At 78.1% G+C, this 16,738-nt stretch carries 15 protein-coding genes; 3 read left to right on the top strand and 12 right to left on the bottom strand.

Annotation, left to right across the window (positions count from 1 at the left end; all coding sequences use genetic code 11):
• Positions 1 to 6 precede the first annotated feature (6 nt).
• The 4 genes from D0Z06_RS16230 to D0Z06_RS16215 all read right to left on the bottom strand — a co-directional run bounded on the left by D0Z06_RS16230 (position 7) and on the right by D0Z06_RS16215 (position 4,686).
• Positions 7 to 942: a quinone oxidoreductase family protein gene (locus tag D0Z06_RS16230; RefSeq protein WP_117378596.1), complete on the bottom strand. Its 936-nt coding sequence runs from the start codon at positions 940 to 942 to the stop codon at positions 7 to 9.
• A gap of 50 nt (positions 943 to 992) precedes the next feature.
• Complete coding sequence (locus D0Z06_RS16225; RefSeq protein ID WP_117378595.1) at positions 993 to 2,414, bottom strand: NADP-dependent succinic semialdehyde dehydrogenase; 1,422 nt, start codon at positions 2,412 to 2,414, stop codon at positions 993 to 995.
• A gap of 149 nt (positions 2,415 to 2,563) precedes the next feature.
• Positions 2,564 to 3,607 (bottom strand): glycosyltransferase, encoded by a 1,044-nt coding sequence (locus tag D0Z06_RS16220; protein ID WP_117378594.1) that lies wholly within the window; start codon positions 3,605 to 3,607, stop codon positions 2,564 to 2,566.
• Complete coding sequence (locus D0Z06_RS16215) at positions 3,604 to 4,686, bottom strand: glycosyltransferase family 9 protein (protein WP_117378593.1); 1,083 nt, start codon at positions 4,684 to 4,686, stop codon at positions 3,604 to 3,606. The genes D0Z06_RS16220 and D0Z06_RS16215 overlap by 4 nt, the downstream gene beginning before the upstream one ends.
• A 93-nt stretch (positions 4,687 to 4,779) precedes the next feature.
• Here D0Z06_RS16215 and D0Z06_RS16210 point away from each other — a divergent pair, with 93 nt between their 5' ends.
• Positions 4,780 to 5,988, top strand: coding sequence for a glycosyltransferase (locus tag D0Z06_RS16210; protein ID WP_117378592.1), 1,209 nt, complete (start codon positions 4,780 to 4,782; stop codon positions 5,986 to 5,988).
• Positions 5,989 to 6,014: 26 nt separating this feature from the next.
• A complete protein-coding gene (locus tag D0Z06_RS16200; protein ID WP_117378591.1) occupies positions 6,015 to 7,859 on the top strand; it encodes a glycosyltransferase in 1,845 nt (614 codons plus the stop codon).
• Between the two features lie 91 nt (positions 7,860 to 7,950).
• On the opposite strand, the gene D0Z06_RS25435 is transcribed toward D0Z06_RS16200, so the two are convergent.
• The 6 genes from D0Z06_RS25435 to D0Z06_RS16165 all read right to left on the bottom strand — a co-directional run bounded on the left by D0Z06_RS25435 (position 7,951) and on the right by D0Z06_RS16165 (position 14,321).
• Positions 7,951 to 10,044: an HNH endonuclease signature motif containing protein gene (locus D0Z06_RS25435; RefSeq protein ID WP_158580002.1), complete on the bottom strand. Its 2,094-nt coding sequence runs from the start codon at positions 10,042 to 10,044 to the stop codon at positions 7,951 to 7,953.
• Positions 10,045 to 10,332: 288 nt separating this feature from the next.
• Positions 10,333 to 10,860, bottom strand: a complete 528-nt coding sequence (locus tag D0Z06_RS16185) for a hypothetical protein (protein WP_117378589.1) — start codon at positions 10,858 to 10,860, stop codon at positions 10,333 to 10,335.
• 161 nt (positions 10,861 to 11,021) lie between these two features.
• Positions 11,022 to 12,116, bottom strand: coding sequence for a zinc-dependent alcohol dehydrogenase (locus D0Z06_RS16180; protein WP_117378588.1), 1,095 nt, complete (start codon positions 12,114 to 12,116; stop codon positions 11,022 to 11,024).
• Positions 12,113 to 13,063: a Gfo/Idh/MocA family protein gene (locus tag D0Z06_RS16175; RefSeq protein WP_117378587.1), complete on the bottom strand. Its 951-nt coding sequence runs from the start codon at positions 13,061 to 13,063 to the stop codon at positions 12,113 to 12,115. The genes D0Z06_RS16180 and D0Z06_RS16175 overlap by 4 nt, the downstream gene beginning before the upstream one ends.
• Positions 13,064 to 13,080: 17 nt before the next feature.
• Positions 13,081 to 13,491: a TIGR02588 family protein gene (locus D0Z06_RS16170; RefSeq protein WP_158580001.1), complete on the bottom strand. Its 411-nt coding sequence runs from the start codon at positions 13,489 to 13,491 to the stop codon at positions 13,081 to 13,083.
• A complete protein-coding gene (locus D0Z06_RS16165; RefSeq protein WP_117378585.1) occupies positions 13,488 to 14,321 on the bottom strand; it encodes a TIGR02587 family membrane protein in 834 nt (277 codons plus the stop codon). Before D0Z06_RS16165 ends, D0Z06_RS16170 begins: the two co-directional genes overlap by 4 nt.
• Positions 14,322 to 14,558: 237 nt before the next feature.
• On the opposite strand from D0Z06_RS16165, the gene D0Z06_RS16160 reads away from it, so the two are divergent.
• Positions 14,559 to 14,741, top strand: coding sequence for a hypothetical protein (locus D0Z06_RS16160; protein WP_117378584.1), 183 nt, complete (start codon positions 14,559 to 14,561; stop codon positions 14,739 to 14,741).
• A gap of 17 nt (positions 14,742 to 14,758) precedes the next feature.
• Here the strand turns inward: D0Z06_RS16160 and D0Z06_RS16155 are convergent, their stop codons facing one another.
• Complete coding sequence (locus D0Z06_RS16155) at positions 14,759 to 15,424, bottom strand: dienelactone hydrolase family protein (RefSeq protein ID WP_117378583.1); 666 nt, start codon at positions 15,422 to 15,424, stop codon at positions 14,759 to 14,761.
• Positions 15,414 to 16,709, bottom strand: coding sequence for an erythromycin esterase family protein (locus D0Z06_RS16150; protein ID WP_117378582.1), 1,296 nt, complete (start codon positions 16,707 to 16,709; stop codon positions 15,414 to 15,416). The genes D0Z06_RS16155 and D0Z06_RS16150 overlap by 11 nt, the downstream gene beginning before the upstream one ends.
• Between the last annotated feature and the right edge of the window lie 29 nt (positions 16,710 to 16,738).

Here is a 16,738-nt window from a genome sequence, read left to right as displayed (position 1 = left end):
CCCGGCCTAGGGCACGAGCACGATCTTGCCGTGGGTATGGCCCTGCATGCCCAGCCGGTGCGCCTCGGCGGCCTCGGCGAGCGAGAAGGTGGCGGCCACCGCCACGACCAGCCGGCCCTCGCCGGCCAGCCGGGCGAGTTCGGGGCGGGCCGCGTCGCGCAGCTCGGTGCCGGGGTCGGCACCGGGGCCGCCGCCGAGCACCCGGATCCCCTCCGCGGCGCCCCGCTCGAAGGCGGCGATCGTGGCGATGCGGCCGCGGTCGGGCACCAGGGCGAGCGAGACGTCGACCGCCTCGTCGGCGCCGACGGTGTCGACCGCGGCGTCGACGCCGCCGGGCGCGAGGTCGCGCACCCGGTCGGCCAGCCCCGCGCCGTAGCGGACCGGCTCGCCGCCGAGCCGCCGGACGACGTCCGCGCTCGCCTCCCCCGCGGTGCCGACCACCCGCGCGCCGCGGGCCCGGGCGAGCTGGACCACCATCTGCCCCACCCCGCCGGACGCGCCGTGCACCAGCACCGTGTCGCCCTCCCCGACGCCGGTGGCGGTGAGCGCGTGCACCGCGGTGGCGCCGGCGAGCATGAGGCCGCCGGCCGCCTCGAAGGAGAGCCCGGCCGGCTTCGGGACGAACGCCGACCCGGGGGCGACGACGTCGGAGGCGTAGGCGCCGGAGAGCCGGAAACCGATGACCTCGTCGCCGACCGCGAGCGGGCCGGCCGGCCCCGCGGCGCCCTCCCCCACCGCGGTGACCACGCCGGCGGCCTCGAAGCCCAGCCGCAGCGGCAGGCGGGCCGGATCGGTGCCGAAGGCGCCGCTGTAGGTCTTCCAGTCGGCCGGGTTCACCCCGGCCGCCCGGACCCGCACCCGTGCCTCGCCGGGGCCGGGCTCGGGCACCGGCTCCTCGGCGAGGGTCAGGACCTCCGGCCCGCCGTAGCGGACCGCCCGCACGGACGTCGTTACACCGGACCCGTCCGGACCGCCTCCTCCCGCCGGACCGGTCACTCGCTGGCCGTGCTGGTGTCGCCCTCGGCCTGCCGGCTGCTCGACGGGCCGATCCACACGGTCTTGGCGTTGGTGAACTCGAACATGCCGAGCTCGGTCAGCTCGCGGCCGTAGCCGCTCTGCTTCACCCCGCCGAAAGGCAGCTCCGGGTAGCTGGTGACCATCCCGTTGACGAAGGCCATGCCGGACTGCACGTCCCGGATGAAGCGGGCCCGCTCGTCCTCGTCCTCGCTCCACAGGTTGGCGCCCAGTCCGTAGACGTGGTCGTTGGCGATGCGCAGCGCCTCGTCGAGGTCGGCGACGGTGAACAGCGCCGCCACCGGGCCGAACACCTCCTCGGAGTACAGGTCCATGTCGGGGGTCACACCGGTGACCAGGGTCGGCGCGTAGAACCAGCCCGGCCGGTCGACCCGCGTGCCGCCGGTGACCACGGTGGCGCCCTTGTCGACGGCGTCCTGCACGTAGCGCTCGACGTCGTCGCGGCCGGACTCGGTGGCCAGCGGGCCCACCTGGGTGCCCCGCTCCATGGGGTCGCCGACGGTGAGGGCGGCGAGCTTGTCGGCGAAGAGCCGGGTGAACTCCTCGGCGACGTCGGCGTGCACGAGGAACCGCTTGGCGGCGATGCAGCTCTGCCCGTTGTTCTGGCAGCGCGCGGTGACGGCGACCTCGGCCGCCTTGTCCAGGTCGGCCGACGGCATGACGATGAACGGGTCGCTGCCGCCGAGCTCGAGCACGGTCTTCTTGATGACGTCCCCGGCGACCCGGGCGACCGCCTGGCCGGCCGCGTTGCTCCCGGTGAGGGTGGCGGCCACCACCCGGTCGTCGCGGACGACCCGCTCGACGGCCGAGGACCCGATGAGCAGGGTCTGGAAGACGTCGTCCGGGAAGCCGGCCTTGCGGAAGAGCTCCTCGAGGTAGAGGGCGGTCTGCGGGACGTTGCTGGCGTGCTTGAGCAGCCCGACGTTGCCGGCCATGAGGGCCGGCGCGGCGAAGCGCATGGCCTGCCAGAGCGGGAAGTTCCACGGCATGACCGCGAGGACGACGCCGAGGGGCTGGTGCACGAGGTAGGCCTCGGTCGCGCCCACCGCCTCGGCGTCGGCGCGCTGCGGCTCGAGCATCCGCTCGCCGTGCTCGGCGTAGTAGCGCAGCGCCTTGGCGCACTTGGCCACCTCGGCCTCGGCGGCGGCCAGCGCCTTGCCCATCTCGGTCGTCATCAGCTCGGCGACGGCCTTGGCATCGGCGTCGAGGACGTCGGCGGCCGAGCGCAGCCAGCCGGCCCGCTCCTGCGGCGAGGTCAGCCGGTAGGTCGCGAAGGCGGCCGCGGCCCGGGCGATGCGCTCCTCGACGGCCTCCTCGGAGAGCTCGTCGAAGGTCTGCAGGGTCTCGCCGGTGGCGGGGTTCACGGTGGCGATGGCCATGGGGTCCTCCCGGGTCGCTGCGCGGTGGTCGTGGGTGGGGACAGCATCCAGCTCCTGCCCGTGTCCGCGCGCCCCTGCGGTGCCCCACCGCCGTGCCCGGCACACGCGGCGGTCCACGCGGCGGCCCACGCGGCGGTTCGCGCGGCTGTTCAGCGGCGCGCCGCGGCCAGGTGCGCGAACGTCCGCGCGGCCATGACCGCCGCGTCGGAGCACGTCTCCGCCCGGCGCCGGGCCCGCCGGCCCAGCCCGGCCCGGCCCGCCGGGTCGGCGAGCAGGTCGCGCAGGGCGGCGGCCAGGGCGCGGGGGTCCCCCGGCGGGACGACGACGGCGTCCGGCCCCACCGCGACGGCGACGTCCCCCACGTCGGCCGCCACGCACGGCAGCCCCTCGGCCATCGCCTCGAGGAGCACCAGCGGCAGGGCCTCCCGCCGCGAGGGCAGGCAGAACAGGTCCAGGTCGGCGAGGAAGCCGCGGACGTCGGTGACGAAGCCGGTGAAGGCGACCGGCAGACCGCGGGCCGCGGACCGCAGCCGGTCGCCGTCGCGGCCCGCGCCGCCGACGACGACCTCGAGGGCGGTCCCCTCCCCCACCAGCCGCCCCACGGCGTCGAGGAGGACGTCGACGCCCTTCTGCGCGGTGAGCCGGCCGAGCGCGCCGATCCGCGGCACCGGGTGCCCGGCCGGCCCCGCGGGGTCGGCCGGGACGTCGACGCCGTTGGGCACGACGTGCACCCGGTCCACCCCGTAGTCGGCCCGCAGCTGGGCGCGGGCCCCCGCGGCGGGCGTGAGGACCGCGGCCATGGCGCCGTACACGCCGGCCAGGTACCGGCCCCGCTCGCCCTCCCCGGTGTCGCCGGCCAGGTGCAGCACCCCGACGGTGGGGGCGACGGTGAGCGCGGCGGCGGCGGCCGCGGCGTTGGAGCCGGGGTCGACGAGGTTGACGAGGACGACGTCGGGCCGCTGCCCGGCCAGGGCCGCCCGGGTGGCGGGCGCGGAGCCGCGGTGCCGGGAGAGGGGCACCACCGCCGTCCGCTCCGCGGGGACGACCCGCTCGAAGCCGGCGGCCACGGGTTCGGCGACCACCAGGGACGCCGTCCAGCCCAGCCCGGCGGCCCGCCGCAGCAGGTGGGTGAGGTAGACCTCGGCGCCGCCCCAGGCGTCGGAGTCGCAGACGAGGGAGACCCGCCCGCTCACGCGGGTGCCCCGACCACGGCCCGGGCGGCGGCCAGCACGTCGCGGGGCCGCACCGAGGCCGCGCAGCGGAAGTCGATCGGGCACTCGAGGTGCGGGCACGGCGCGCAGGGCACGTCAGCGACCACCGCCCGGTGCCGGGGCCCCGCGTGGGCCCAGCGGACGGGGTCGCCGGGCAGGAACACCGTGACGCTGCGGGCCCCGACGGCGGCCGCCAGGTGCGCCGAGCCGGTGTCGTTCCCGACGAGCAACGCGCTGTCGCGCAGCAGCGCCGCCAGCCCGCCGAGGCCGGTGGCACCGGTGAGGTCGACGGCCGGCGCGCGCATGGCCGCGACGACCGCGGCGGTGACCTCCCGCTCGGCGGGCACGCCGGTGACGACCACGGCCAGCCCCTCGGCGGCCAGCGCGTCCCCGACCTCGGCGTAGCGCCCGGCCGGCCAGCGACGGGTCGGCGAGGAGGCGCCCGGGTGCAGGACGGCGTAGCCACCCGGCACCAGGCCGTGCGCGGCGAGGGTGGCCCGGTGCCCGGCCTCGTCGGCCGGGCTCAGCGGGAAGGCCAGTTCCGGGGGACCGGCCGCGGGCCGGCCTTCGCGCCGTGGCAGCCCGAGGTGCTCGAGCAGCCGCACGTGCCGCTCGGCCTCGTGCAGGTGCACCGGGTAGCGCAGGTGCAGCGGCCCCGTGCCCGGCGGCGGACCCCAGCCGGTGGGGGCGAAGCCGCCGGTGAGCCGGGCGCCGAGGGCGGCGGTCACCCGGTTGGCCGCCGGGCGGTCGCCGTAGACCTGCAGGGCCAGGTCGAAGCGGCGGTCGCGGGCGGCGGCCACGAACGGGGCCCAGCCGGCGGGGTCCGGTGCCCGCTCGGGGATGCCCTCGGCGCCGGGGAAGGGCAGCAGCTCGTCGACGCCGCCGAGCCGCTCGACCACCGGCGCCGTCTCCGGCCAGGTCACCAGGGTGACGGTGAGGTCCGGCCGGGCGGCCCGGAGCCGGTGCAGCGCGGGCGCCGAGCAGAGCAGGTCGCCGAGGCCGACGCGCAGCCGGACGAGGGCCACCCGGCGGGTGGCGGGGTCGGCGAGCGGGCCGTGCACCTGCCGGGTCCTTCCCGCCCGCCGCCGTCCCGTAACTCTGGTTCACTGCGGTTCCTGCCCGCTCCCGGCAGCCACCAGCCCCTGGGAGGTCCGATGCGCCCCCTCAACGTGCTGCGACTGTGCAGCGTCTTCGAGCCGCCGTCCGGGCCGGGGGACCTCGACGGGCGGGCGGCGCGCTTCGACCCGATCGGTGGCATGCAGAACCACACGGCCTCGCTCACCCGGTGCCTGGACGCCGCCGGCCACACCCAGACGGTGGTGACCTCGCGGCTCGCGGCGCCGCGCGGGACCGACCGCCTCGGGCGGGCCGCCACCGTGCACCGCACCGGGGTGCCGGTGCGCCGGCTGCGCCAGCTGTGGGCGCTGGCCGCGCTGCCGGTCGCGCTGCGCCGGCCGCCCCGGCCGGTGGACGTGGTGCACGCCCACCAGGGCGAGGACCTCGCGACCCTCCCCCTGGCCCGCCTCGCCGCGCGGCGGCACCGCTGCCCGCTCGTGGTGACGGTGCACTGCAGCGTGGGGCACACGCTCACCGGCGGCTCCCCGCGGGCCCGGCTGCTGCGCCGGCTGGGCGGCCTGGTCGAGCGCTCGGCGCTGCGGCGCGCCGACGCGGTCGTCGTCCTCACCGCGCGGGCCGCGGCGGCGCTGGTGGCCGACGGGGTGCCCGCCGAGCGGGTGTCGACGATCCCGTCGGGCTTCGAACCGGAGCTGTTCACCGGCGTCGGCGCCGACCCGTTCCCTGCGGTGGGCCGGCCGCGGATCGGCTACGTGGGGCGGCTGGCGCCGCAGAAGCGGGCCGACCTGCTCGTGGCGGCTTTCGGGCGCATGCGCGCCCCCGCCGCCCTGGTCGTGGTCGGGGACGGGCCGGACGCCGGCCTGGTCCGCCGGGCGGTCCGGGACAGCCCGGCGTCCGGCCGCGTCACCCTGGCCGGCTTCGTGCCGCACGAACGGGTACCGGGGGTGCTGGCCGCGCTCGACGTGCTGGCGCTGCCGTCGGCGTACGAGGAGATGGGCTCGGTGCTCACCGAGGCGATGGCCGCCGGGCTGCCGGTGGTGGCCAGCGCGGTGGGCGGCATCCCCGAGGTGGTGCGGGACGGTGAGACGGGGCTGCTGGTGCCGCCCGGGGACGTCGCCGCCCTGGCCGCCGCGCTCGACCGGCTGGCGGGCGACCCGCAGCTGCGGGCGCGGCTGGCGGCCGGGGCGCGGGAGCAGGCCGCGGCGTACGCGTGGCCCGCGCTCGCCGGGCGGGTCGCCGGGGTCTACGCGCGGGTGTGCGGGCTGCCGGCGGTCGCGGCGGTGACGTGAGCGGCGGTGGAGTGAGGGACGGTGGCATGGGGGGCGGTGGCGTGCGGGGCGGTGGCGTGCGGGGCGGTGGCGTGCGGGCCGGGGTCCTCGTCCCGGTGCACGACCAGGTTGCCTTCCTGCCGCGGGCCCTGGAGTCGCTGCGCGCGCAGCTGGTGGCCGACTGGACCGCCCTGGTGCTCGATGACGGCTCGCGGGACGGCGCCGCGGTGGCCGCCGTGGTGTCCGCCGTCGGCGACCCGCGGATGCGACTGGTGCGGGAGCCGGTCAACCGGGGGCTGGGCGCCACGCTCAACGCCGGGCTCGACGCCCTCGACGTCCCGGTGGTGGCCTACCTGCCCGCCGACGACGTCTGGTTCCCGGACCACCTGGGAACCCTGCTGGAGGCGCTCGCCGAGCCCGGCGTGGCGCTCGCCTGCTCGGACCTGGCGGAGCCGTCGGGCACGCCGTACGAGCAGCTCGTGCAGGTGGCGCACCCTCGGACGGCGGACCGGTGGACGGAGCGGGCGGAGCTGGAGACCGACGACCTGGCCCGGCTGATGTGGGACCGGCTCCGCTCGGGCGGCCGGTCGGCCGGCACCGGGCGGGTCACCTGCTCGTGGACGCGGCACCCGGCGCAGCGGTCCCGGGCGCTGCGCGAGGCCTTCGACGGCGGGCTCAACGTCTTCCGCAGCCGGTACCGGGTGCCCGGGCCGCTGCGGTTCTCGTCCAGCGACGGCGGCGAGGTCGACGAGGTGGTGCGCTACGCGCGGTTCCGGGCGCGCTCCTACCCGCCCGCGGACGACGGGTTGTCGGTCCTGCTGGTCGGGGAGCTGGCGTTCAACCCGGAGCGGGTGCTGGCCCTGGCGGCGCGGGGGCACCGGCTCACCGGGCTGTGGACCCGGGACGGCCTCGGCGACGCCACCGTCGGGCCGCTGCCGTTCGGGCACGTGCCGGACCTGGACCGGGACCGCTGGCGGGAGGAGGTGGCCGCGCTCGCCCCGGACGTGGTGTGGGCGCAGCTGAACTGGCGTGCGGTGCCGTTCGCGCACGCGGTGCGGTCGGCGTTCCCGGCCCTGCCGTTCGTGTGGACGTTCAAGGAGGCACCGCAGCGCAGCGTCGCCCGGGGCGAGTGGCCGCTGCTGGCCGACCTGGTCTGCGGCGCCGACGCCTGCCTGCTGGCGACCGAGGAGGAGCGCGACTGGTTCGCGCGCGCGCTGGCCGGCCGGGTGGACCCCGCCCGGCTCGGCGTCCTGGACGGCGACCTGCCCGCGCGGGACTGGTTGGACGCCCCGCGCTCCGCGAAGCTGTCCGACCGTGACGGCCGGCCGCACGCGGTGGTCGTGGGCCGTCCCTCCGGTCTGGACCTGGAGTGGGTGCTGGAGCTCGCCCGGCGCGGGGTGCACACGCACCTGCACGGGCAGGTGCGGGCGCCGGGACCGAAGGGCGCGTGGGCGGGCTGGCTGGACCGCGCGCTCGCCGCAGCGCCGGGGTTCGTGCACGTGCACCCAGCGGTGGGACCGGAGGACTGGGTGCGGGTGCTCTCCCGCTACGACGCCGGCTGGCTGCACCGCTTCGCCAGCAGCAACGGCGGTGACCTGCGCCGGGCGGTCTGGGACGACCTCAACTCCCCGGCCCGGCTCCCGGTGTGCCTCGCCGCCGGGCTGCCGCTCCTGCAGCAGGCCAACCCCGGGCACGCGGTGTCGGTGGAGCGGGTGCTGCGTCGTGACGGGACCGGGCTGTTCTACCGATCGGCCGACGAGGTGGCCGCCGGCCTCGCCGAGGAGGTGGCGACCCGGCGGGGAGCCGCGGCCGCGCTCGCGACCCGGGAGCGGCACACCTTCGATGCGCACACCGACCGCCTCGTCGAGCTGTTCCGGTCGGTGGTGCGCTGAGCCCGGAGCGCACGTGCTACTCCCGGTCGGTGGTGCGCTGAGCCCGTCCCGCACGTGCTACACCCGTGCGTCCCCCGGCCTGGCGCCTTGCTCAGTAGGGCGGTGGGTCGGTGGTGGCGGTCAGGCCGCTGGGGGTGGTGACGGTGAGGGTGCCGTCCCGGTGCTGGGTGTGGGTCCAGTCCGGGGCCTGGTGCTTGCCGCGGTGGTCGGTGGTGCAGTAGCCAGCCAGGTTGGCCGCGGCGGTGGGCCCGTCGGGCCAGGCGCGGGTGTGGTCGAGCTCCCCGCCGGCCGGTACCCGACGGCGGCAGCCGGGAAAGCGGCAGCGGCGGTCACGGGCGCGCACGAAGCGGTCCAGCGCCGCGCCGGGCCGGTAGCCGGCGGTCGGGCCGGGCAGGCCCAGGCCGGGTCGCGCGCCCAGGTCGTGATCGCACGTCTCGGGCGCCCGGCGGCAGGCCGCGGCACCGCAGTGCGCGGCGCGGCGCAGCTCGGGCAGGTCGGTGAGGGCCAGCAGCGCCCCCGTCGTGGCATCGGTGAGGGCCAGGCGGGGGCGGTCGGCCAGACCGCCGCCTGCGGTGGCCGCCAGCAGCGCGCCCAGCTGCTCGCGCTGGTCCTCGGCGAGAGCGGCCAGGGCGGTGAGGGCGTCGGCGGCCGCGGTGGCCCGGCCGGCCGGGCCGGTCGCCCAGGTGGCCTGGACGGCCGCGGTGGCGGCCTGGGCGGTGCGCACCGCGGTGCGGGCCCGGCCCAGGGCCTGCAGCGCGGCGCAGGCAGCCTGCCCGGCATCCTGCAGCGCCCGGTCCGCCGCCGCCCACCAGCCGGCGCCAGGGTCGTCGTCACCCGTCGCCGCGGCCTCGCCGGCGGCGGTCGCGGTGACCTCGCTCCCCTCCTCGACCCCGCCCGCCGGCCGGTTCCCGGTCTCGGGCTCGCCGGTCCCCCCGACCCGAGAGGCGGAGCACGGCTCACCCGCATGCCTTCCGTCTTCGGGCCACGCGTCGTCGGGGCACGTGTCCTCCGGCCAGGCGTCCTCGGGGCACGCGTCCTCCGGCCAGGCGTCCCGGAGCCACGCCTCGCCACGCCAGGCGTCCTCCGGCCGCGTGTCCTCGAGCCCGGAATCGTCTCCGGGAGGGGCGGGAGCGCGGTCGGGTTGCTCGCCCAGGGCCCCGGCCAGCACCCGCAGCTCCAGCTCGGCCCACCAGGCCTCCAGCTCGGCCTGGGCCTCCTGCTCCCACGGCCCCGGCGCCCCGGCGCAGCCGGCGCCGGGAACGGCAGCACCGTCGGAACCGGCGCCCTCGGGTGCGGGCTCTGCCCCGTCGGGCAGCCGGAACCCGCTCACCGCCCGCAACAGCGCCCGCACCATCTCCGCCGGGACCACCTGCCCGTCGACCTCACCGGGGGCGTCCCCACCTGCCAGCGTCGACACCGAGGCCACCACCGTCAGCAGCACCTGCACCGGCGGCAGCGCGTTCTTCCCCGGTCGCAGCACCAGCTCCAGCAGGCAGTCGGCCATCTTCTCCCCGCGCGACCGCGGCGGGGACCCGGGCGGGTCGTCCAGGGCGTCGGCGTAGGCGCCCAGGGCGGCCACCAGCGCTCGCGCCTCCGGCACCCCCAGCGCCGCGGTCACCGTCGCCATGCCCTCGACGCGGTCATCGGCCCGGAAGAACACCCCGCGGCCCTTGAGCGCCCGCGCCAGCCGATCGGCCGCCCCGGCCGCGTCCCGCCGGGCCACCTCGCGGCGGGCCTTGTCCCCCAGCTGCCCCGGCGTGGTCACCCGCCCGCCGGCGGCGCGGGCGGCCACCCAGCCCAGCAGCAGCGCCTCCACCTCGGCGCGGACGCGGTCGTCGGCGATCGGGGCGACCTTGCCCAGCAGCGGCCACAGGTGCCCGGTGTGCAGCAGCCCCGACTCCAGGGCGGTGAGCGTGCCCGGCAGCCGGGACACCAGCGTCAGCGACCGCTCCAGCAGTTGCTCGGCACCCACCGCACCGGCCTGCAGCGCCACCGCCAGCTCCGGGGTAGCCCATTCGCTCACCGCCCGCAGCAGCTCCGGCCGCGCCGCCCACCGCTCGGCGCTCATCGCCCCGCGCTGCCCCTGCGGCCGGTCCACCGACGACGGCCGGGACGCGGCGAAGGCCGCCACCGCCCGCGCCCGCACCGCCGTCCACCGGGCGATCTCCCGATCCGCCTCCTGCACGGCCCCGAGCGCACCCTCCGCCCAGCCCGCAGCCGGCGGCACGCCGACCGGATCGACAGGAGGTGCGGCGACCGGGTCCGCGACGGGGGGCATGGGTCGGTCATACGTTCGAACACGTCCACTGGGCAACGGGTGTGGACGGAGGAAGGCCCAGGTCACGGACGCGCACGCAGGTCCACCTGAGGAGCCAGCCCGGGGTTTTCGCAGCCTCCTCGCCGACCGCCCACCCGCTGTCGAGACAACCTCGATGGAGAACCGAGACGCCCTTGGCTCCGGGGAGGGAGCAGTTCAGGAAGGTGGCTCGGTCGCGGGACCCTCGTCGTCCCGGTGCCGGTTCCGGCGCGGCGCATGCGGGCGCAGCACGTGCAGCAAGGGCACGTGCAGCGTGCGTCCACCGGACCGGTGCAGGGCGCGGTCGGCCACCCGCGGCAGGTGCAGGCGGGGCATCGCCAGACGAGGGGGGGACGGGTGGGGTAGGTGCAGGCGCGGCACGTGCAGGTGGGGCGCGCGGAGATGCGGCCGGCCCAGGTGCGGGATGCGCACCCGCCGCTCCCGGCGCTGGGGGCCGCGCGGGCGGGCGAGCCACCCCGTGATGTCCGGACCGACGAGACGCCGAGCGGCCTCGGGGAGGCCGCCGCGCAGCCGCGCCCGCAGCCGGCCGGGTCGCCCCGGCATCGGCCCGGCACCCGCCCCGGTCCTCGCGGTCCCGCGGCCGCGCCGGTCCACCTCCCAGCGGGCGGTCACGCCCCGCCCCAACCACACGACGAGGGCCGTGGCCAGCACGAACCCGACAGCAGTGGTGATCGCCCAGCCCATGACGGCCCCTCCCCTGAGGCCGCCGCGCGAGCACGGTTCCCCCGGCGTCCGCGGCGATGGCACCACTGTCCCGCCGCCCGACTTCCGGCACAAGTGCGGCCGCTACGCCCGTGGGCCCCAGGGCGGCGCCGACTTGTCGAGGGAACCGCGGTAGACCGGGGTCAGGCCGGGTCGAAGCGGAGGACGGCCTGCAGCGGCGGGGCGGGCAGCCGGCGACCGGCGAGGTCGGCCAGCAGTGCCGGCCCGTCGGCGAACGGCAGCACGTCGGTCACCACGTGCGCCCGGACGTCGGCCCCCCGGGCGCGGAGCAGGTCCAGCGTGACCTCGGCCAGCGCGGTCCGCGGCCAGGCCCCGGCCATCCCGCGCGGCACCCGGCCGATCTGGGCGCAGACCAGCGCCAGGCCGTTGTGGTGGAACTCCTCGCCGAGCCGCACCGCCTCGGCGCCGGCCTGGTAGAAGCCGAGGTCGACCACGGTCCCCTGCGGCCGCAGCGCCTTCAGCGCGGTGGCCAGCGCGGCGTCGTGCCCCCGGCACTGCAGCACGACGTCGGCGCCGGCGTCCCCCGGCCCGTGCCGCCAGCGCTCCTTGACGGCCTGCCACGCGTCGCCGGGCACGGTCGCCAACCCCAGCGCCTCCGCCACGGCGCGCCGGGCGGGGGACGGCTCGGCGACCACGACCTCCGCGGCACCGTGCCGGTCGGCGAGCAGGGCCGACAGCAGCCCGATGACCCCGCCCCCGGTGACCAGCACGCAGCGGTCCCGGACCCCGGCGTCCACGCCCGCGGCCGGCCCCGCGATCCCGGCCGCGGCGTGCAGCAGGCCGTTGACGCAGATCGGCCCCATCTGGGCGAGGTAGACCCCGAGCAGCGGGTCGAGGTCGTCGGGCACCGGGATCACCGGGGCCGCCCCCGGGTCCGCGCAGCAGCCGGTGCGGTGCCCGTAGGCCATGGCCACCCGCGTGCCCTCCGCCAGCCCGGGCGCGCGGCTCCCGGTGACCAGCCCGACCTCCATGTACCCGAGCCGGAGCACCGGGTAGCCGGCCCGGGGCCCGTCGTCGCGGAAGGCCCGCAGGTCACCGTCCCACGAGAGCCGGTGGTGCGGGTCGGTGCCGCGCACGAGGGCGACCTCCGTGCCGGCGCTGATCCCGCTCCACTCGGTGGTCACCCACGCCTGACCGGGGCCCGGGTCCGGCTCCTCGTCGTCCAGCAGCGCCGGCTCGCCGGGCGCCACCACGCCGATCGTGCGCACCCCCCTCACAGCCGGACCTCCCCGCCGCCGGCGGCCGCCGCCGCGACCGCGACCGCCAGCCGGTGGGTCGCCAGCGCGTCGGCGTAGGTCGCGCGGACGCCGTCGCCCTCGCCGCGCACCGCGGCGACGAAGGCGGCGTCCTCGACCTCGACCGGGTCGAACGCGCGCTCGACCACCCGCTCCCCCTCGGCGTCGGAGACGGCCACCTGGTGCTCGGTGAGCCACAGCCCGAGCCCCGGCGCGACGACCTCCAGGCCGATCCGGAAGCCGCGGGGCAGCAGGCAGCTGTGGGTGAAGGAGCCCACGGCGCCGGAGGCGAAGCGCACCGACGCGGTCCCGACGTCCTGGATGTCGCCCGGCCCGTCCGGCGACCGCGCGCCCACGGCCCAGCCGCTCTCGACCTCCCCGACCAGCACCCGGGCGAGGTCGAGCAGGTGGGTCAGCTGCTCCACCACCTGGCCGCCGGAGCCGTCCTGCCGGCCCCACCACTCGACCCGGGGGGCCCTGTCCAGCCACGCGCCGAGCACCAGGCGGGCGGGCGCGCCGGCCAGCAGCCGCCGGGCGAGCTCCACGGTGTCCAGGTAGCGCCAGTGGTAGCCGACCGCGGTGAGCAGCCCGGCCGCGGCCACCCGGCCGGCCAGCCGCTCGGCGGTGGCGAGGTCCCGGGCCGGCGGCTTCTCGACGAACAGCGGCAGGCCGAGGTCGACGACGGCGTCCTCCACCGCCCCGTGCGCGTGCGGCGGCACGCACACGTAGACCGCGTCGAGCCCGCCGGCGTCGAGCAGCCGCTCCCAGCGGTCGTGGGCCGCCCCGCCGGCGCGCGCGGCGAGCACCTCGGCGCGGTCGGTGCGGGGATCGGCGACCCCGACGACCTCGACGCCGTCCAGGGCGGTCAGGGAGTCGACGTGCCGGCCGGCGATGAAGCCGGCACCCACGATGCCGATGCGGGTGGTCACCGCGCCGTCCTCCCCGCTCAGGGCAGCACGTAACCGTCGACGGCGACCCGGAGCTCACCGTCCCGCGGGTCCTCGCCGAACAGCAGCGCGCCCTGGCGCCGGCTGCCCGGCGCGACGTAGTCCACGGTGGCGGTCGCCTCGTCGACGACCGAGCCCTCCCGGGTCAGCTCGCCGGAGACCTCCACCTGCTCGGCCGTCTCGCCCCCGGAGTTGCGCACCTCGTACCCGACCGAGAAGCCCGTGGGGGCCGGGGAGACCCCGGTGACGACGACGGCCAGCCGCGGGCCGCCCTCCCGCTCCACCAGCCCGTCCCAGAGCAGGAAGGCCAGCAGCCCGAGCACCAGCACCAGCCCGAGGGCGCCGACGACGTACTCGCCGGGCGACGTCCCGCCCTCGCGGCGCTCGCCCTCCCCCGCGCCCCCGCTCACAGGACCAGCCGCGCGGCGGCGGCGCCCAGGCTCGCCGGGACGGCGAGGACGACCGACCGCGCCAGGGCCACCGAGGCGTCCACCCCGTCGAACCGGCCGAAGGTCCACAGCAGGTAGGCCGAGACGGCCAGCGCCACCGCGTACCCGACCGTGGTCAGCAGCAGGAAGGCCCGCAGCGGACCGCCCTCGACCTCCTGCCCCTTGAAGCCGACCCGGTACACGAAGCCGTGCATGAGCAGCAGGCTCAGCACCACCACGACCGCGCTCAGCAGCGGGCCCGCGGTGGCGGCCAGCAGCACGATCTCCTCGGTGGGCGCGATGTTCGCCGCGAGGACCACCGCGCCCGCGGCCATGAGCAGGACCTCCGTGCCGTAGGCCTCGGTCTCCGAGCGGCGGCTCCCGGCCCCCAGCTGGCTGCGGGCGAACGAGGCACCCACCGCCGCGGGGAGGGCGGCGAAGGCCACCACGGACAGCGCCCCCGGCCAGTCGGTCCACGGGACGACGACCCCGAACACGGTCATGGCCACCGCGGCGACCAGCGCGGCCATCACCAGCGCCACCCCCGCGTCGGCCAGGTAGTCCCGGCGGCGCAGCCCCGTCGCGCCGGCGCCGAAGAGCCGGCTGAGGAACACCACCAGGACGACGGTGGCCGCCACCAGCAGGGCCAACCGGTACCGCGGGATGGACAGCCCGAGCTGCCACACCTCCATCGTCATGAACAGCGGCAGCGCGAACAGCAGCGCACCGCCGGTCGCCCGGCCCGCGCTCACGCCCACGTCCGGCTCGTGCACCCGCGGGCGCCCCGGGCCCGCGTCCGTCGTCCCCGCCATCGCACCTCCCGCCGTTCCTACGCCTACCGCAGCGGCCGGCCGGCCGCCGGTCGGGCGGGGCACGACCGGGTGGGCCACGACCACGGGACGGGCGACATCCGCCTCGACGAGGTCCCCGACCCGACGACCCGGGCCCGCCCGACGCGGTCGACCCGCGCCGACCGCGCGGGGGGTAACCGGGCGCCGGCGCGGGTACGCCCCCGGCGCAGCGTCGCCGCAGCTGATCGGAGGGGAAGGGTGCGGATCGCCCGCAGCCACGTCGTCCAGGTGCTCCGCGCCGCCGGCAAGGCCGAACAGGCCACGCGCGCCGAGCGGGAGCTGGGCGTCGAGGTGGACACCGAGGACGACGCCGACCTGCTCCGCGACCTGGGCATCGACCCGGGCAGCCGCGCCCAGGGGGGCGGGCTGGCGACGAGCTGACCGCGGCCGACCTCCATTCAGCCGCCCGGTACCCAGCGGTCCAGCCAGGCGACGGTCAGCTCGACGACGCGCTCCAGGGCCCCCGGCTCGCCGAACAGGTGCGTCGCCCCGGGGACGACGGCCACCTCGTGCTCGGCCGTCATCCGGGCGGCGGCGTCCCGGTTGAGCCCGAGGACCTGCTCGTCGGCGCCCCCGACGACGAGCAGCGTGGGCGCCCGCACGCGGGCCAGCGCGGCGCCGGCCAGGTCCGGGCGGCCGCCCCGGGAGACCACCGCGCGGACGGCGTCCGGCCGGTCGGCGGCGGTGACGAGGGCGGCGGCCGCGCCGGTGCTGGCGCCGAAGAGGGCCACCGGCAGCCCGGCGGTCGCCGGCTCCGCGGCGAGCCAGTCGGCCGCGCCGGTGAGCCGCCCCGCCAGCAGCCCGATGTCGAAGCGCAGCTCACGGGTGCGGGCGTCGACCCGCTCCTCGGCCTCGGTGAGCAGGTCCACCAGGAGGGTGCCGTGACCGGCCTCCCGGAGGGCTGCGGCCACCTGCCGGTTGCGCGGGCTGTGCCGGCTGCTGCCGCTTCCGTGGGCGAACAGCACCACGCCGCGGGCGCCCGCCGGGAGGGCGAGGTCGCCGGCCAGCACGGCCCCCGCCGCGGGGACGGCGACGGGGCGCTCCCCCGCCGGGTCAGTCCGCATCCGGGAAGGTCTCCATCTCCCCGCCCGAGGGGTGCGTGCCGTGCAGCGGGGTCAGCGCGCGGGTCTCGTCGAACCAGCAGAAGGCGTCGTAGCGACGGCCGAGCACCGTCGGCACGTAGTTGCCCCACCGCTCGGCCTGCGGGTGGTAGACGACGCCGACCGCGCGGTGCGCCCGCTCGGCGCGCAGCCAGCCGGGCGGGTCCGGCGGGACGACGAACAGCGCGGCGGCGTCGGGGACGGCGTCGTGCAGCAGCGCCTCCGTGCTGCCGGGGCGGGCCGGCGGCAGGGGCATCCGCTGCACCGGCGCCCCCCAGGCGTCGCCGGCGAGGACGCTGCCGTGGTGGCTGCCGAAGCCGACGATCACCACGTCGTCCTCGCCGTACCGCTCCCGCGCGAGCTGGCCGACGTTGACCATGCCGGCGTCGGCCATGTCGGTGTACCGGGCGTCGCCGACGTGGGTGTTGTGCTCCCACACCACGGCCCGCGCCCCGTCGCCGCGGTGCACCAGCAGCCGGTCGAGGGTGTCGGTCATGTGGCGGTCGCGGACGTTCCACGACCCCGGCCCGCCGCGCACCATCGCCCGGTAGTAGGCCTCCGCGCCGGCGGCGACGCGGGCGTTCTGCTCGGCCACGAAGGCCGCGTCCCGGTCGGGGCCGCCGTCGGGGGCGACCCGGGCGCGCAGCTCCCGCAGCACGGTGACGACCGCGCCCTCGCAGCTGGTCGGCACCAGCCGGGTCGCCCGCGCGTAGGCCTGGGGGTCCTCGGCGTAGGGCTCGAAGCAGCGGAAGGCCGCCAGCGCCGCGTCGACGGAGCCCGGCTCGTGCTCGCGCAGGTAGCCCAGGATGGCGCGCAGGGAGTCCCACAGGCTGTAGACGTCCAGCCCGTGGAACCCGACCCGGGTCTCCGGGGGCTGCCCCGCGTTGTGCGCGCGCAGCCAGCGGGTGAGGTCGGCCACCTCCTCGTTGGCCCACATCCAGGTCGGCCACCGCTCGTACCCGCGCAGCACCTCGCGCGGGTCCTCGGCGGTCGAGGCCAGCGTGACCGAGCAGTGCACCCGGTGGCAGTCGGGCCAGTCGCCCTCGACGGCGACGAACGAGAAGCCCCGCTCGGTCACCAGCCGGCGGGTGATCGCCGTCCGCCAGGTGTAGTACTCGTGGGTGCCGTGCGAGGCCTCGCCGAGCAGGACCACCCGGGCGTCCCCGACCCGATCCAGCAGCGGGTCGAGGTCGCCGGGGTCCCGGAGCGGCCGCGCGAGGGCGCGCACCCGGTCGTGGTGCTCGGTCACCGTTCCTCCGCCGGTCCCGGCATCCGGGG

This window comes from Geodermatophilus marinus (assembly GCF_003428645.1).
In the GTDB taxonomy this organism is placed as follows: domain Bacteria; phylum Actinomycetota; class Actinomycetes; order Mycobacteriales; family Geodermatophilaceae; genus Geodermatophilus.
Note: the sequence above shows the minus strand (reverse complement) of the source record. Positions and strands in the feature narration are given on the sequence as shown.

Coding starts and splice junctions, on each gene's coding strand:
- D0Z06_RS16225 (WP_117378595.1), bottom strand. CDS start 2,414: ATGGCCATCGCCACCGTGAACCCCGCCACCGGCGAGACCCTGCAGACC.
- D0Z06_RS16210 (WP_117378592.1), top strand. CDS start 4,780: ATGCGCCCCCTCAACGTGCTGCGACTGTGCAGCGTCTTCGAGCCGCCG.
- D0Z06_RS16200 (WP_117378591.1), top strand. CDS start 6,015: ATGGGGGGCGGTGGCGTGCGGGGCGGTGGCGTGCGGGGCGGTGGCGTG.
- D0Z06_RS16185 (WP_117378589.1), bottom strand. CDS start 10,860: ATGGGCTGGGCGATCACCACTGCTGTCGGGTTCGTGCTGGCCACGGCC.
- D0Z06_RS16165 (WP_117378585.1), bottom strand. CDS start 14,321: ATGGCGGGGACGACGGACGCGGGCCCGGGGCGCCCGCGGGTGCACGAG.
- D0Z06_RS16155 (WP_117378583.1), bottom strand. CDS start 15,424: ATGCGGACTGACCCGGCGGGGGAGCGCCCCGTCGCCGTCCCCGCGGCG.